Genomic DNA, 14,143 nt, shown 5'->3' with positions numbered 1-14,143 from the left:
GCGCCGCGGCAGGCAAGGTTCCCATGCGCCGCCATCCGGGAAGGAATGACGCATGAAACGTCTCATCGAAAAGGGCCTGATGTTCGGCAATCTGGTCGAGGTCTCGTCCCCCGCCCTGGTCGAACGCTACAACCGCGCGCTGAAGCACCTGACCGGGCGCACCACCGATCTGCCCGATTTCCACATCGACATTTCGGGTTACAGCCCCGAAGTGGGCGATGCGCTGGGCGATGATCTCTACCTCAACCCCGATGGCGCCAACCGGCAGTTCATCCTGCTGACCACGGCGCAAAAGCACGCGCCGTTGCTGAACGCGCAGTTTTCCACCGCCCGCGGCATCCTGCGCCAGTTCATCGACGCCAACGAGGCGCAGTTGTTCGCCCTGACCGCCCGCGATGCGGTGGCGGGGGAATTGTCGAACACCGTGTACGAACTGGGCAACCCTGCGCGGCTGTTCGACATTCGCCGCGTGACGGTCGAGGCCGACACCATCGGCGGCCATGTCGCCGATGCCGGCAAGCTGGCAAGGCTGATCGAACGCTTCCGCGCCGAACCCGATGGCTGGCGCGACGATGTGCTGATCGCGGAGATGATCGCGCTGGCGAAGAAGACCGGCGATGTCACCCGCGTGCCCATCGCGTTGCCGGCCATGAGCTTCGAACAGCCGAATTTCTGGACCAGCCATTTCGGCGGCCTTTACATCTTTCGCGCGGCCAAGGCGCCGGGCGCCATCACCGTGGCGCCGCCCGAAACCCTGGGCACGCTGCCGATTGCCCACACCATCTGGACGCGGCAGCGCAACATGCTGGCCGACTGGATGGCGCGCAACGCGCTGGTCGAAAGCATCGTCACCGCGCGCGGCATGGATGTGGCCGCCATCCTGCGGCAGAAGATGGATTTCGTGCTGGTTTCGGTGGCCGACCAGCTTGGCATCAGCCTGGCAGGCGCCACCCGCACCGATCTGCGCGGCATCGCCCGGCGCCTGGGCAGCGCCTTGCCCGAGGAGTTCAAGGGCCTGGCCGAAGTGCTGCGCTGGGCGGAAACCGGCGGCGACTGGCCGCAGATCAGCTCGGAACATCCGGCCTACTTCTACCTCTTGCGCGCCACGCAGGGCCCCGACAAGGGCCTTGTCAACATGCTGCTGTCCGAGCTTTCGCCGCTTGATGTGCGCCAGCTTTACATCTGCCACAAGGAATTGTTCTACCGCAGCTATGCCACCTGGTCCGACAACAAGCGGCAATGGGTGGCAGAGTTTCTGGAACGCGAATACAAGATCGACAAGGCCGGCGCCCGTGCCGCCCTGTTCGGACCGGAGCCCGCGATGGACGAAACGCCCCGCCCCGCCCCGCAGCCGGCCGGACCGTGGACCGGCGCCCGGCTGGAGGCGGTGGGGCCCTGGGGCGCGGTCGGAAAGGCGCGGCGATGATCGGGTTTCTGCGCCTTGGATTGTTCCTGCTGGTCGGGTTGACGGTGCTATACGTGCTGCTATCGATCTACGCCCGCAGTCTGGAGCGCGAAAGGCTGGAAAAGGCATGGGATGCGGCGCAAGGCCCGGGCGAGCGCAGCGCCTTCATCGACGAGGGGATGGCGCGGTATGCCCGTTCGCTGCGGCGCAAGCTTCTGTGGGGCGTCTACATCGTGCCGGTGACGGTGATCTCGGTCCTCGTCTATGTGCTGAACTTCGGGTGAAAGGGTTTTGACATGCGTTGGGTGATCCGGTCCGTCGTGACCATTCTGCTGCTGCTGGTGCTGTCGGTGCTGCATTACACGCTGCCGCAGACCGATATCGTGCGCATCGTCGGCACCGACAGCAAGCGCATCGACTTCGGCGAGAACAGCTTTTTCTGGTCCGGTCCCGATGTCGGCACCGCCCCCGGCACCACGCGCGATGTGTTCTTCATCCAGACGGTGCAGGCCAACGGCCGCCCGATGGTCTATCGCAACGAGGATACGGGTTGGGGATGGCCGCCCTATTTCAAGCTCAACAGCTACAATCTCCAGACCATCGCCACATCCCTGATTTCGCCGCCGGAGGCCCCGAAATGGGTGGCGGTCACGCATTACGGCTGGCGCAACGAATTCTTCACCATCTTCCCCAACGCCATCCGTCTGCGCGAGGTGCCGGGCCCCGATACCCGGATCATCCCCTGGCCCTCGATCGTGATCCTGATCGTTCTGGCCTTGCTGGTGCTGCTGGTGTGGCGGATGCTGGCACAGTTCCGCGAACGCATGATCGACCCTATGGTCGATACGGTCGGCGATACCATCGACGAACTCGATGCCCGGGCCGACGCGGCGCGCGACCGTGCGCGGGGAAAATGGGCGCGATTCACCGCCTGGCTGGGCACTTGGCGATCCCCCCCCCGCCGGTGACGTCGCTCCGCGCCTCGTTCCTTCACCTTGTGCAAATATCCTGCGGGGGGTGCGGGGGGTGCAAACCCCCCCGCTCTGCCGGTCGAACCTTGCTCAGCCTTCGGTTGCCGCGCGGAACCAAGCGCGGATCGCCTCGCGCTCTGCGTCTTCCATGTAGCTCAGGTTGGCGGGCGGCATCGCGTGGGTCAGGCCGGCCTGCAACCAGATATCGCGGGCATGGCGGGCGACCGCCTCCGGGCTGTCCAACACCACGCCCTTCGGCGCCCACAGCAACCCTTCCCACCCCGGTTCTGCGGCATGGCACATCGAGCAGCGCCCCTGCACGATGTCGGCCACCTGTTCGAAGCCTTCGGCTTGGGCGAACCGCGCGGCGGCGCCTTGCAGGGCCGCATCCTGTTGCGCAAAGCGCAAGGGCGCCGTTGACAACCACATGATGAGTACGAACAGCACAGCCGTGACCCCCCAGGTCCAGTGCGGCTGGCCGGCTCGGGCGTGGGTGGTGTTGAACCAGTGGCGAATGGTCACGCCCATCAGGAACACGAGGCTGGCGATGACCCAGTTGTAGTCGCTGGCAAAGGCCAGCGGATAGTGGTTCGACAACATCAGGAAGATCACCGGCAGCGTCAGATAGTTGTTGTGGGTGCTGCGCTGCTTGGCGATCTTGCCGTATTTCGCATCGGGCTTGCGGCCGGCCTGCAGGTCGGCCACCACGATGCGCTGGTTCGGCATGATGATGAAGAACACGTTGGCCGACATGATGGTGGCGGTGAAGGCGCCCAGGTGCAGCAGTGCCGCGCGGCCCGAGAAAACCTGGGTGTAGAAGAAAGCCATCCCCACCAGCACCACGAACAGCGCCACCATCACCGCAGTCTGGTTGGCGTTCACGAACACCTTGCAGATGGTGTTGTAGGCCACCCAGCCGAAGGCGAGCGACGCCATCGAGATCAGCACCGCGCCCCAGACCGGCACATCCAGCACGTTGGGATCGACCAGATAGAACTCGGCCCCAAGGTAATAAACCACCGCCAGCAGCGCGAACCCGCTGAGCCAGGTGGCATAGCTTTCCCATTTGAACCAGGTCAGGTGGTCGGGCATTTCGGCCGGTGCGACCAGATACTTGCGGATGTGGTAGAACCCGCCGCCATGCACCTGCCATTCCTCGCCATGGGCGCCGGGCGGCAGATCGGGGGCCTTTCGCAGCCCCAGGTCGAGCGCGATGAAATAGAAGCTCGACCCGATCCAGGCGATTGCGGTGATGACGTGCAGCCAGCGGGTGGCGAATTCCGCCCAGGCTCCGAAGACATGAAGGTCGTACATGGCAGTCTCCCTGTTTGACGACAGGCTATACCGGACGTCACCTTTCTGTTAGCACAGGCAATTGCCAAGCACTTTCAAACAGACCCGAAAAGTGGCCAGGTGCCCGCATGTCCTACGTCAACAACATCCGCATGTTCATTCGCGTCTACGAACTGGGCAGCATGAGTGCGGCGGCACGCGACCAGCGCACCTCGCCGGCCGTGGCCTCGGCGCGCATCTCCGAACTGGAAAAGCACCTCGGCGTGCGGCTGTTCAACCGCACCACGCGCACGCTGCAACCGACGGAATCGGGGCGCCTGTTCTATGACGGGGCCCGCAAGGTGCTGGAAGCCATCGACGAGGCCGAGGCCGCCGTTACCGATGCCACCAAGACCCCGCGCGGGGTGTTGTTCGTGGCGGCCCCCCTCGGCGTGGGGCGGCGGTTCATTGCGCCGCATGTCCCGGCGTTCAAGGCCGAATGGCCGCTGATCGACGTGCGGTTGCGCCTGTCCGACCGTTCCATCGACATGACGGCCGAAGGGCTGGACGTGGCTTTTCACCTCGGCCTGCTGGACGATTCGAACCTCAAGGTCCGGGCGATCGCCGATTGCCCGCGCCTGCTCTGCGCCTCGCCCGCCTATGTCGAACGCCGCGGCATGCCGGCCGACGGCGCCGCCTTGGTGCGCGACCGGCACGATTGCCTGAACCTGCGTTTTCCCGGGGCGCGGGAATTCCAGTGGACGCTGCTGACCGCCGAAGGCCCGCGGCGATTCGAGATTTCGGGCCCCTTCGAATCCGACGACGGCGATGTTCTCACAGGCTGGGCCTTGGACGGGCACGGAATCGTGCTGAAACCGCTTTTCGAGGTGGCCGAGCATATCCGGTCCGGTGCCCTGGTGCCGGTCGCCGCGGCGACGCCGCCCTTGCCGGTGCAACTGTCGGCGCTGATGCCGCACCGGCGCCTGAAAGACCCCAAGACCCGGCTGTTCGTGGACTACATCGCCACCCGCATCAAGGCCGACATGGTGGCCAGAACGGCGGGCCTATGACCTTTACCACTTGCAGGCCTTCCGAAGCGGCTCGATCGCGGTTTCCAGCCCCGAGATGTTGAAGGTTGCCTCGATCATCGACTCGCTGAAAGGCGTCGCGCGCACGTAAAGCGACCGGCCGCCGAACAGTTCCTTGACAAAAGGGATGGACGCCTTGCCGTTCCACAGCCCGAGCGCCTTGTTGTTGTTGGATTCCTCCATCATCCGGTGCCGCGCCGGCTGCATGTCGATGCGATAGTCGACCCGCCCGCCGCCGCGATTGTCGGACATGAAGTGACCGCCGAAATGGATGTAGGCGACCGTCTTGCCTTCCTTGCAGCGCAGGTAGAGGCTCGCGTGCTCGGCCTGGCCGAACCTGCCCGGCAGCGGCTTGTCCGACCGGAGGCTGACGTAAACCGTGGTGCTGTCGTCGAGCGGAGATTTTTCGACCTCCACGGCCCACTTGCCCGCGCTTTCGGCTGTGGTCACCGCGCGGAACAGGTCGTCGTAACAGCCGAGACGCCGGTTCGGGTCGTCAATCGCGGCGCAGGTGGCAGGGTCCGCGCTCGCTGCACCGGACATCATCAAGAGACAAAGCAATGGCCACGCATGGGTTTTCGACATCGATCCGTTCCGTTCGCAAAATCGCTCCTTCCCGGATGCCCGGGGATCATGGCAACTCCAAGGCGGACCGGTGGCGCTGGCCCCGACCCCGGGCCCCGCAAGCTCAGATCGCGTCCAGCGCCTGCATCAGGTCGGCGATGAGGTCGCCGGCGTCCTCCAGCCCGACAGACAGGCGGATCAGGCCGGGGGTGATGCCCAGGCGATCCTTCTGGTCTTGCGGCAGCCGCTGGTGCGTGGTTGTGGCCGGATGGGTGGCGATGGTTTTCGCATCGCCCAGGTTGTTGGAAATCTTGGCAATTTCCAGCGCATTCATGAAACGGAACGCGCCTTCCTTGCCGCCTGCCACCTCGAAGGTCACCAGCGTGCCCCCCGACCCCATCTGCGCCATCGCCAGTGCATGCTGCGGGTGGCTGGCCAGGCCGGGGTAGATCAGCCGCGTGACCTGTGGGTGGCCTTCCAGCGCCTGCGCCACCGACAGCGCGCTGTCGGCCATGGCGCGGCATCGCAGGTCCAGCGTGGCCATGCCGTTCAGCATGATCCAGGCGGTGAACGGGCTCATGGCCGCGCCGGTGTGCTTGAGGTAGGGCTCGGCCACCTTGCGGATGAAGTCGCGGGTGCCGCAGATCACGCCCCCCAGCGCGCGGCCCTGACCGTCGATGTGCTTGGTCGCGGAATAGACCACCACATCGGCGCCCTGTTCCACGGCGCGGGAAAACACCGGGGTGGCAAAAACGTTGTCCACGATCACCAGGGCCCCCGCGGCATGGGCGATCTGCGACACAGCGGCAATGTCCACCAGTTCCAGCGTCGGGTTCGACATCGATTCGAAGAACACTGCCTTGGTCCCCGGCGTCACCGCGGCGCGCCACTGGTCAAGGTCGGCGCCATCCACGAAGGTCACGCGCACGCCGTAACGGGTCAGCACATTTTCGAGGATATAGAGGCACGAGCCGAACAGCGCCCGCGCGCTGACCACGTGGTCGCCGGCCCGCAGCATCGAAACCAGCGCGCCGTTGACCGCTGCCATGCCGCTGGCGGTGGCAAAGGCGTCTTCGGTGCCTTCGAGGCCCGCGATGCGTTCTTCGAACATGCGGGTGGTGGGGTTGCCGTAGCGGGCATAAATGAATTCGTCGTCGCCGGCCTCGAGAAAGCGCGCCTCGGCGGATTCGGCGCTTTCATAGGCAAAGCCTTGGGTCAGAAAGATCGCCTCGGCCATTTCGCCATACTGGCTGCGGCGGCTGCCTTGGTGCACCAGTTTCGTGCGGGTCTTCCAGTTACCGGCCATCACGGACCCCCCAAGCAATGCACCGGACATTCGACCGAGGGCACCGGGGCAGGCCGGCGTCCTCTTTAGCGGCTTGTTTAACGTGGCCCGCAATCCGGAAGACAAATCGCCACCGGACGGGCGATACGCCCGCGCGCCGCAAAGGTCAAGCGGGCGGCCGGGGCAGAACGGCGGCGCAATCCGGGCTTGCAGCGCCGCGCGCGCCGCGCCACCCTGCACGCTGCCCGCATGAAGGAGACCGCGATGCCTGCCCCCATCGAGTTGCACTACTGGCCCACGCCGAACGGCTGGAAGGTTTCGATCGCGCTGGAAGAGATGGGGCTGCCCTATACGGTCCGCTACGTCGATATCGGCAAGGGCGAACAGTTCGCCCCCGATTTCCTGAAGATTGCGCCGAACAACCGCATGCCGGCCATCGTCGACCCCGAAGGCCCCGACGGCGCGCCTATCGCCATCTTCGAATCCGGGGCGATCCTGCTGTATCTGGCGCGCAAGACCGGGCAGTTCCTCGGTCGGACGGAACGCGAGCGGGTGGCCGTGGAACAATGGCTGATGTGGCAGATGGGCGGCGTCGGCCCGATGGCGGGGCAGGCGCACCACTTCCTCAGCTATGCGCCGCAGCTCGACCCGCCGCAGGTGCTGCCCTATGCCCAGGATCGCTACCGGCGCGAGGTTGCGCGGCTTTTTGGCGTGCTGGACCGCCAGCTGGCGCAGTCGGCCTATGTGGCCGGCGATTTCCTGTCGGTCGCCGACATGGCGATCTGGCCTTGGGCGATCCTGTGGCAGCGTCAGGAACAGACGCTGGAGGACAAGCCCCACATGGCCCGCTGGCTGGACGAACTGGGCGCAAGGCCGGGCTTCGCTGCCGGCAAGGCGCTGGGCGCCGAACGCCGCAACCCCGGCCCGATGGACAAGCAGGCCCAGCAGGTGCTGTTCGGGCGGCGATAGCCGCCCTCAGCCTCGCAGGCGCAAGGCGCGTTCGCGGAAAAAGGTATAAAGCCCCGATCCCACGATCATCGCGCTGCCCAGCCAGACGCCCCAGTCGGGGCGTTCGGCAAACACCGCCCACCCCAGCAGCAGCGAAAACAGGATGCGGCTGTAACGATAGGGCATGACGGCCGAAACCTCGCCGACCCGTGTGGCCACCACCATCAGCCAATACCCGGCAACCCCCAGCGCCGATGCGCCCAGCAGGATGACCCATTGCCGCGCATCGGGCACGACCGGGCTCTGCCCGGCCAGGGCCATCAGCGCCAGCCCGGCTGGGACGAACGCCAGCGACCCCCAGACCGACAGGCTGAGCGAGGGCACCCCAGCCCCGACCCGTCGGGTTGCAAGGTCGCGCACCGCCAGCGACATCACCGCCAGCATGCTGGCGGCCGCCGCCCACAGGTCGAACCCCTCGGCCCCAGGGCGCAGGATGACCAGCACCCCGGCAAAGCCCACGGCAATTGCCGTCCAACGCCGCCAGCCCACCTTTTCGCCCAGAAACAGCGCCGCCCCCAGCGTGATCGCCAGCGGCAGGGTCTGGAACAGCGCCGACGCCACCGACAACGGCATCAGCACCAGCGCGGTCACGAACCCGATGGCCCCCGTCATCTCGGCAAAGTTGCGCAGCAGCACCATCGGATGCGTCGCAAAGGCCCCGAACAGCGGCGCCCCGCGCGATGTGGCGATGATCGCCAGCGCCAGCGTCCCGGTGACGCCCAGCGTTGCGATGATTTGCCCGGTCGGCAACCCGCCGGCCAACCCCTTGATAAGCGTGTCCTCGGCCGAAAAGGCGGCCATGCTGGCCACCATCAACAGCCCGCCGCGCAGATTGTCCTGTCCGATTTTCGCGCTGCTCATCGCTGCCTCCGGGTTCACGTCGTTCCGTGCCGCGCGCGACCGCCAAGGTCAAGCCGATAGGCTCTGGCTTCGGTCCCGGCCATACGTTATCTGCGTGGAGAAACGCGAAAGGGTCCGCCATGGCTGACGACTATGTAACTCCCGGGCCGGTCGAACGCGACTGGAGCTCTGCCATCTCACCCATCGAGGACATCATCGACGATGCGCGCAACGGGCGCATGTTCATCCTTGTCGATCACGAAGACCGCGAGAACGAGGGCGACCTGGTCATCCCGGCCCAGATGTGCACGCCGCAGGCGATCAACTTCATGGCCACGCATGGCCGCGGCCTGATCTGCCTTGCGCTGCCGGCCGCCCGGATCGAGACGCTGGGCCTGCCGTTGATGAGCCCCAAGAACTCCAGCCGCCACGAGACCGCCTTTACCCTGTCGATCGAGGCGCGCGAAGGCGTGACCACGGGCATTTCCGCCCACGATCGCGCCCGCACCATTTCCGTGGCGATCGACCCGACCAAAGGTGCGGCTGACATTGCCACGCCGGGCCACGTGTTCCCCTTGCGCGCCCGCGACGGCGGCGTGCTGGTGCGCGCCGGGCACACCGAGGCCGCCGTGGACATCAGCCGCCTGGCCGGCCTGAACCCCTCGGGCGTGATCTGCGAAATCATGAACGAAGACGGCACCATGGCGCGCCTGCCCGACCTGGTGGCCTTTGCCCAGCGTCACGGGCTCAAGGTCGGCACGATTTCCGACCTGATCGCCTATCGCCGCCGCCACGACAACCTGGTGAACGAAAAGGCGGTCAAGCGCGTCACCTCGGCCTACGGCGGCGACTGGCTGATGCGGATCTATGCCGACGAAACCCAGGGCGCCGAACATATCGTGCTGACCAAGGGCGACCTGACGACCGACGCGCCGGTGCTGGTGCGCGTGCATGCCCTGAACCCGCTGGAGGACGTGCTGGGCATCGCCCCCGGCCACGCCGGCGAATTGCAGGCCGCCATGCGGGTGATCGCGGCCGAGGGGCGCGGTGTGGTGGTGCTTCTGCGCGACACGACCATGAAACTGGTGATGGAAGGCGAACATTCGCCGCAGACCTTGCGCCAATACGGGCTGGGGGCGCAGATCCTGTCGGCGCTGGGGCTGCGCAACATCGTGCTGCTGACGAACTCGGCCAAGCCGCGGGTCGTGGGGCTCGATGCCTATGGTCTTGAAATCACGGGCACCCGCCCGATCCCCAAGGAATAGATCATGGCCGGAGTCTCGCATTTCACCCTGCCTGCGCCGGCGTTCGACAAGCCGGTGAAACTGCTGATCGTGGTGGCGCCCTATTATCGCGACATCGCCGACCATCTGGTTGCCGGTGCCCGGGCGGCCGCTGCAAGCGTCGGCGCCGCCTGCGACCTTGTGGAGGTGCCCGGCGCGCTGGAGGTGCCCACCGCCATCGCCATGGCCGAACGCATGGCCAACTACGATGGTTATGTGGCCCTGGGTTGCGTGATTCGTGGCGAGACCACGCATTACGATACGGTCTGCAACGACAGCTCGCGTGCCATCACGCTGCTGGGCTTGCAAGGCGCCTGCATCGGCAACGGCATCCTGACGGTCGAGAATTACGACCAGGCCCTTGTCCGCGCCGACACCGCCCAGCAGAACAAGGGCGGCGGCGCCGCGATGGCTGCGCTGCATTTGATCGCGCTGGCACGGCGTTGGTCGGGGGCCACCAAGGGCATCGGCTTCCGTCCCGCGCCCGAGACGGATTTCCGCGCATGAGCGCCGAGGAAAAGCGCAAGGCCGCAACCGCGGCAAAGCGCCAGCGCAAATCCGCGTCCCGGCTATATGCCGTGCAGGCGCTGTATCAGATGGAAATGTCCGGTCAGGATGCAGACCGCGTCGCGCGCGAGTTCGAGACTCATCGTTTCGGCATGGAGCTGGACGACGTGCAATTCGCCGAAGGCGACATCGACCATTTCCGCAAGCTGCTGGACTGGGCGGTGAACTGGCAGGCCCGGATCGACCAGATGACCGACCGCGCCCTGGTTGCCGCCTGGCCGATCGACCGGATCGACCCGGTGCTGCGCGCGCTGTTCCGTGCGGCCGGGGCCGAGTTGCTGGCCCCCGGCACCCCCGCCAAGGTCGCCATCACCGAATTCGTCGATGTGGCGCGTGCCTTTTTCCCCGAAGGCAAAGAGCCGAAATTCGTCAACGCCGTGCTCGACCACATGGCGCGCGAGGCAAGGCCCGACGACTTCGCAGGCTGACCGATGGCGCTGTCGGTCACGCTCATCCTGATCTTTCAGTTGCTGGGCGTTGTGGGTGTGCAGGCGCTGGCACTGCCGGTGCCGGGGCCGGTGCTGGGCATGGTGCTGCTGCTTGCGGCCATGCTGGCGTCGGGCCGGCTGGCCGAGGCTGCGCGACCGGCGGGGCAGGGGATTCTGGCGCATCTGTCGCTTTTGTTCGTGCCGGCCGGCGTCGGCGTGGTCGGGCATATGGCCACGCTGGGCGGGCAGGGGGTGGCCATCGCGGTGGCGCTGCTGGGCTCGACCGTGCTCGCCATCGGCTGCGGCGCGCTGGTGTTTGCGGCGCTCGCGCGGCTGACCGGGGCGCGCGATGACTGACTTTGCCGAGATCTGGGGCTATCTCGGCCGAGAGCCGCTGTTGTGGCTGACGCTGACCTTGTCGGCCTATGTGATCGGCGATGCCGCCAGCCGCGCCAGCGGCCGGCATCCGCTGGTCAACCCGGTTCTGAGCGCCGTGGCCCTTCTGGCCGCCATTCTTTGGGCCACGCGCACCCCTTATCTGGTTTACTTCGAAGGCGCGCAGTTCGTGCACTTCATGCTTGGTCCGGCGACCGTGGCGCTGGCGGTGCCGCTGCATGCGCAATGGGGCCGGTTGCGCCGCGCGGCGGTGCCGATGCTGGGGGCGGTGGTCGCCGGTGTCTGCGTTTCGGTCGTCTCGGTGGTCTGGATCGGGCACGCCCTGGGGGTAGACCGGGCGGTGCTGCTGTCGATGGTGCCCAAATCGGCGACGGCGCCGGTGGCGCTGGGGGTTTCCGAGGCCATCGGCGGCTCGCCCACGCTGACGGCGGTGCTGGTCATCCTGACCGGGGTGATGGGGGCCATCGTGGCTACGCCGCTGCTGAACGCGCTGCGCCTGCGCGACTGGCGCGCGCGCGGGCTGGCGGTCGGGGTGGCGGCGCATGGCATCGGGGTGGCGCGTGCGGTGCAGGTGCACGAAACCGCCGGAGCCTTTGCCGCGGTGGGGATGGGCCTGTCGGCGATTTTGACGGCGGTGCTGGCGCCCGTTCTGGCGCGGCTGCTGCTGGGGGGCTGAGCCTGCGCCACCCTGCCGGCCCGGCGAGAGTCCACCTATACAGCGGGATGCGGCAATGCGGCGCTGGACCTTGGCGGAATGGGCGCTAATCTATCACTTGCACGATGGGAGAATCGACATGCCGAAGCTTGTTCGCCTGTACATCCGCAGCGTCGCCATTGGCTTCGGCCTTTCGGCACTGTTCCTCGGGGGCTTGCTCGCGCTGGACGTTGCGGGGTTGCGGCACCTGATGCTCGAATCCGGGTCGGGCTGGCTTGCCGGTGCGATGATCTTCTTGTTCTCGGGCAGTGTGTTTGCCGGGGTTCAGTTCGCCATCGCAATCATGGCCATGGCCGACACCGACGATACCCCGCGTGGCGGGTTGCGGCAGCATGCCGTTCCGGTTCCTGTGCCGGTTGCCGCGCAGCCCCGCCGCCGGCGCTAGGGCGTCTGCACCCCACTCTCTGACCGTATCTGCACACGGCCCCGGCCCGGTGGCCGGCGGTCTTGCACAACCCTGTGCTTGTCATGCCCCGTCTCTTGCCTATTTCCTGCGAATGATTATCACTTGCAGGTCAGGAGGACGTGTCGGATGCGTGGCGCGATTGCAGCGGGTCTGGTGTCGCTGGTCTTGACGGCGGCCGGCGCCTTGGCCGAGCCGGTCCGGGTTCTGGCGACGGTCGGCATGATCGGCGACCTTGCGGGCCGGGTGGGCGGCGACTGCGCCGAGGTCAAGGTTCTGATCGGCCCCGGAAACGACCCGCATCTGTTTCAGCCGCGCGCCTCCGACATCGGGCGTCTGCAAGAGGCGCAGGTGGTGTTTCACCTTGGCCTGAACCTGGAGGGGCGCCTTGGCAGCGTGCTGGCGCGTCTGGCCCGCGACCGTCAGGTGGCTGCCTTGGGCGAGGTGGCCATTCCCCCGGCCGAGCTGCTCGGCGCCGATGGTGCCCCCGACCCGCATCTGTGGATGGACGTGTCGCTGTGGTCGCGCCTGGTGCCGACGATCGCGGCGGAACTGGCCCGGGCCCGTCCGGCCTGCCAGGCCGATCTGGACAGCCGTGCGGCGGAGTTGCAGGCCGAACTTGCCGCGTTGCACGCCTGGGCGGCCGAATCCCTCGCCAGCATCCCCGAACATGCCCGGGTGCTGGTCACGGCGCATGATGCCTTTGGTTATTTCGCGCGCGCCTATGGCTTGCGGCAGCTGGCGATCCAGGGGTTTTCCACCGAATCCGAAGCCAGCGTCGCGGATATCCGCGCGGTTGCGGCCGAGGTCGTGGCCGCCGGCGTCCCGGCCGTGTTCGTCGAAAGCACGATCAACCCGCGCAGCATCCAGGCGATGCTGGAGGCTGTGCAGGCCGCTGGCGGAAGGGCCGACCTTGGCGCGTCGCTGTTCTCGGATGCGATGGGGGCCGAAGGCACCCCCGAAGGCACCTACATCGGCATGATCCGCTGGAACGTGCGCGCCATCGTCGCGGCGTTGGGCGGCACCGCCGCCCCCTGGCCCGAGGCCTTGCGCCCCTGGGCCGAACGGCACAAGGTGGCGCCATGAGCCCGGACGCCTTGCACGAGCCGCACATCGCCTTGCATGTCGAGGATCTGACCGTTGCCTATCGCAACGCGCCGGTGCTGTGGGACATCGACCTCGATGTGCCGCCGGGGGTGATGTGCGCTGTGGTGGGGCCGAACGGCGCGGGAAAATCGACCCTGCTGAAAGCCGCGCTGGGGCTGGTGCAGCCGACCGCGGGGCATGTGCGGTTCTTCGGCCTGCCTTATGCCAAGGCGCGGGGCAGGGTCGGCTATGTGCCGCAGCGCTCGACGGTGGATTGGGATTTTCCCGCCACCGCGCTCGATGTGGTAGAGATGGGGCTTTACGGCCGGCTTGGCTGGTTGCGCCGGCCGGGGCGTGCGGCGCGGGCGCAGGCGCTGGCGGCGCTGGCGTCGGTGGACATGGCCGATTTCGCAGGGCGTCAGATTGCCGACCTGTCGGGGGGGCAGCAGCAGCGGGTGTTCATCGCCCGGGCGCTGGTGCAGGAGCCCGACCTGTATATCCTTGACGAACCGATGGCCGGGGTCGATGCGGTGACCGAAGCGGCCATCGTGGCGCTGTTGCAGCGCCTGCGCGACCAGGGCCGCACGGTGATCGTCGTGCACCACGACCTTCAGACGGTGCAGAAGTATTTCGACTGGCTGGTGATGCTGAACGTGCGGGTGATTGCGCAAGGGCCGGTTGCCGAGGTCTACACGCCCGAAAACCTGCGCCGCGCCTATGGCGGCCGCGTCGCCCTGATCGGGGGCGCGGCGTGACACCCGCCGTCTGCGCCCGCCCGTTGCCGGATCGGGCCGGCCGGCAAGCTGCTTGCGGGGAACCGCAATCCGCGAAT

General features: G+C 66.9%; 17 protein-coding genes and 1 riboswitch. Of the genes, 13 read left to right on the top strand and 4 right to left on the bottom strand.

The genetic code is table 11. The features are described from left to right. Window positions 1–52 precede the first annotated feature (52 nt). Genes ACK4S2_RS01175 through ACK4S2_RS01165 form a run of 3 tightly spaced genes read left to right on the top strand, consistent with a single transcriptional unit; the run spans window position 53 to window position 2,373 of the window. Window positions 53–1,426, top strand: coding sequence for a DUF6638 family protein (locus ACK4S2_RS01175; protein WP_409619482.1), 1,374 nt, complete (start codon window positions 53–55; stop codon window positions 1,424–1,426). Continuing rightward, a complete protein-coding gene (locus ACK4S2_RS01170) occupies window positions 1,423–1,689 on the top strand; it encodes a hypothetical protein (RefSeq protein WP_409619480.1) in 267 nt (88 codons plus the stop codon). The genes ACK4S2_RS01175 and ACK4S2_RS01170 overlap by 4 nt, the downstream gene beginning before the upstream one ends. 12 nt (window positions 1,690–1,701) lie before the next feature. Continuing rightward, window positions 1,702–2,373: a DUF1523 family protein gene (locus ACK4S2_RS01165; RefSeq protein ID WP_409619478.1), complete on the top strand. Its 672-nt coding sequence runs from the start codon at window positions 1,702–1,704 to the stop codon at window positions 2,371–2,373. 93 nt (window positions 2,374–2,466) lie between these two features. Here the strand turns inward: ACK4S2_RS01165 and ACK4S2_RS01160 are convergent, their stop codons facing one another. After that, a complete protein-coding gene (locus ACK4S2_RS01160; RefSeq protein WP_409619476.1) occupies window positions 2,467–3,690 on the bottom strand; it encodes a urate hydroxylase PuuD in 1,224 nt (407 codons plus the stop codon). Between the two features lie 107 nt (window positions 3,691–3,797). Here ACK4S2_RS01160 and ACK4S2_RS01155 point away from each other — a divergent pair, with 107 nt between their 5' ends. Beyond that, window positions 3,798–4,718: a LysR substrate-binding domain-containing protein gene (locus tag ACK4S2_RS01155; protein WP_409619474.1), complete on the top strand. Its 921-nt coding sequence runs from the start codon at window positions 3,798–3,800 to the stop codon at window positions 4,716–4,718. 3 nt (window positions 4,719–4,721) lie between these two features. Here ACK4S2_RS01155 and ACK4S2_RS01150 read toward each other — a convergent pair whose 3' ends face one another. Both ACK4S2_RS01150 and metZ read right to left on the bottom strand, forming a co-directional pair. Continuing rightward, window positions 4,722–5,321, bottom strand: a complete 600-nt coding sequence (locus tag ACK4S2_RS01150) for a type VI secretion system-associated protein TagO (RefSeq protein WP_409619472.1) — start codon at window positions 5,319–5,321, stop codon at window positions 4,722–4,724. A gap of 103 nt (window positions 5,322–5,424) precedes the next feature. After that, on the bottom strand, window positions 5,425–6,606 hold the full coding sequence (metZ, locus tag ACK4S2_RS01145; protein ID WP_409619470.1) for an O-succinylhomoserine sulfhydrylase: 1,182 nt from the start codon (window positions 6,604–6,606) through the stop codon (window positions 5,425–5,427). 44 nt (window positions 6,607–6,650) lie between these two features. After that, window positions 6,651–6,729: riboswitch (SAM riboswitch) on the bottom strand. Window positions 6,730–6,849: 120 nt separating this feature from the next. Between metZ and ACK4S2_RS01140 the strand changes: the two genes are divergently transcribed. Beyond that, on the top strand, window positions 6,850–7,554 hold the full coding sequence (locus ACK4S2_RS01140; protein ID WP_409619468.1) for a glutathione S-transferase N-terminal domain-containing protein: 705 nt from the start codon (window positions 6,850–6,852) through the stop codon (window positions 7,552–7,554). A gap of 6 nt (window positions 7,555–7,560) precedes the next feature. Here the strand turns inward: ACK4S2_RS01140 and ACK4S2_RS01135 are convergent, their stop codons facing one another. Further along, on the bottom strand, window positions 7,561–8,454 hold the full coding sequence (locus ACK4S2_RS01135; protein ID WP_409619466.1) for a DMT family transporter: 894 nt from the start codon (window positions 8,452–8,454) through the stop codon (window positions 7,561–7,563). 119 nt (window positions 8,455–8,573) lie between these two features. Between ACK4S2_RS01135 and ribB the strand changes: the two genes are divergently transcribed. From ribB to ACK4S2_RS01095, 8 genes are all read left to right on the top strand, one after another. Then, window positions 8,574–9,698 (top strand): 3,4-dihydroxy-2-butanone-4-phosphate synthase, encoded by a 1,125-nt coding sequence (ribB, locus tag ACK4S2_RS01130; RefSeq protein WP_409619464.1) that lies wholly within the window; start codon window positions 8,574–8,576, stop codon window positions 9,696–9,698. Window positions 9,699–9,701: 3 nt separating this feature from the next. Further along, on the top strand, window positions 9,702–10,223 hold the full coding sequence (locus ACK4S2_RS01125) for a 6,7-dimethyl-8-ribityllumazine synthase (RefSeq protein ID WP_409619462.1): 522 nt from the start codon (window positions 9,702–9,704) through the stop codon (window positions 10,221–10,223). Beyond that, entirely contained in the window at window positions 10,220–10,711 is a 492-nt protein-coding gene (nusB, locus tag ACK4S2_RS01120; RefSeq protein ID WP_409619460.1) for a transcription antitermination factor NusB, read from the top strand. The genes ACK4S2_RS01125 and nusB overlap by 4 nt, the downstream gene beginning before the upstream one ends. A 3-nt stretch (window positions 10,712–10,714) precedes the next feature. Further along, complete coding sequence (locus tag ACK4S2_RS01115; protein WP_409619458.1) at window positions 10,715–11,068, top strand: CidA/LrgA family protein; 354 nt, start codon at window positions 10,715–10,717, stop codon at window positions 11,066–11,068. Continuing rightward, window positions 11,061–11,783, top strand: a complete 723-nt coding sequence (locus ACK4S2_RS01110) for an LrgB family protein (protein WP_409619456.1) — start codon at window positions 11,061–11,063, stop codon at window positions 11,781–11,783. The genes ACK4S2_RS01115 and ACK4S2_RS01110 overlap by 8 nt, the downstream gene beginning before the upstream one ends. A 118-nt stretch (window positions 11,784–11,901) precedes the next feature. Beyond that, window positions 11,902–12,207, top strand: coding sequence for a hypothetical protein (locus ACK4S2_RS01105; protein WP_409619507.1), 306 nt, complete (start codon window positions 11,902–11,904; stop codon window positions 12,205–12,207). Window positions 12,208–12,354: 147 nt separating this feature from the next. Beyond that, a complete protein-coding gene (locus tag ACK4S2_RS01100) occupies window positions 12,355–13,311 on the top strand; it encodes a metal ABC transporter solute-binding protein, Zn/Mn family (protein WP_409619454.1) in 957 nt (318 codons plus the stop codon). Further along, a complete protein-coding gene (locus tag ACK4S2_RS01095; protein WP_409619452.1) occupies window positions 13,308–14,066 on the top strand; it encodes a metal ABC transporter ATP-binding protein in 759 nt (252 codons plus the stop codon). Before ACK4S2_RS01100 ends, ACK4S2_RS01095 begins: the two co-directional genes overlap by 4 nt. Window positions 14,067–14,143 lie beyond the last annotated feature (77 nt).

Source organism: Gemmobacter sp. (assembly GCF_046292685.1).
Classification (GTDB): Bacteria; Pseudomonadota; Alphaproteobacteria; order Rhodobacterales; family Rhodobacteraceae; genus Wagnerdoeblera.
This window is presented reverse-complemented; position numbering and strand designations above follow the sequence as displayed.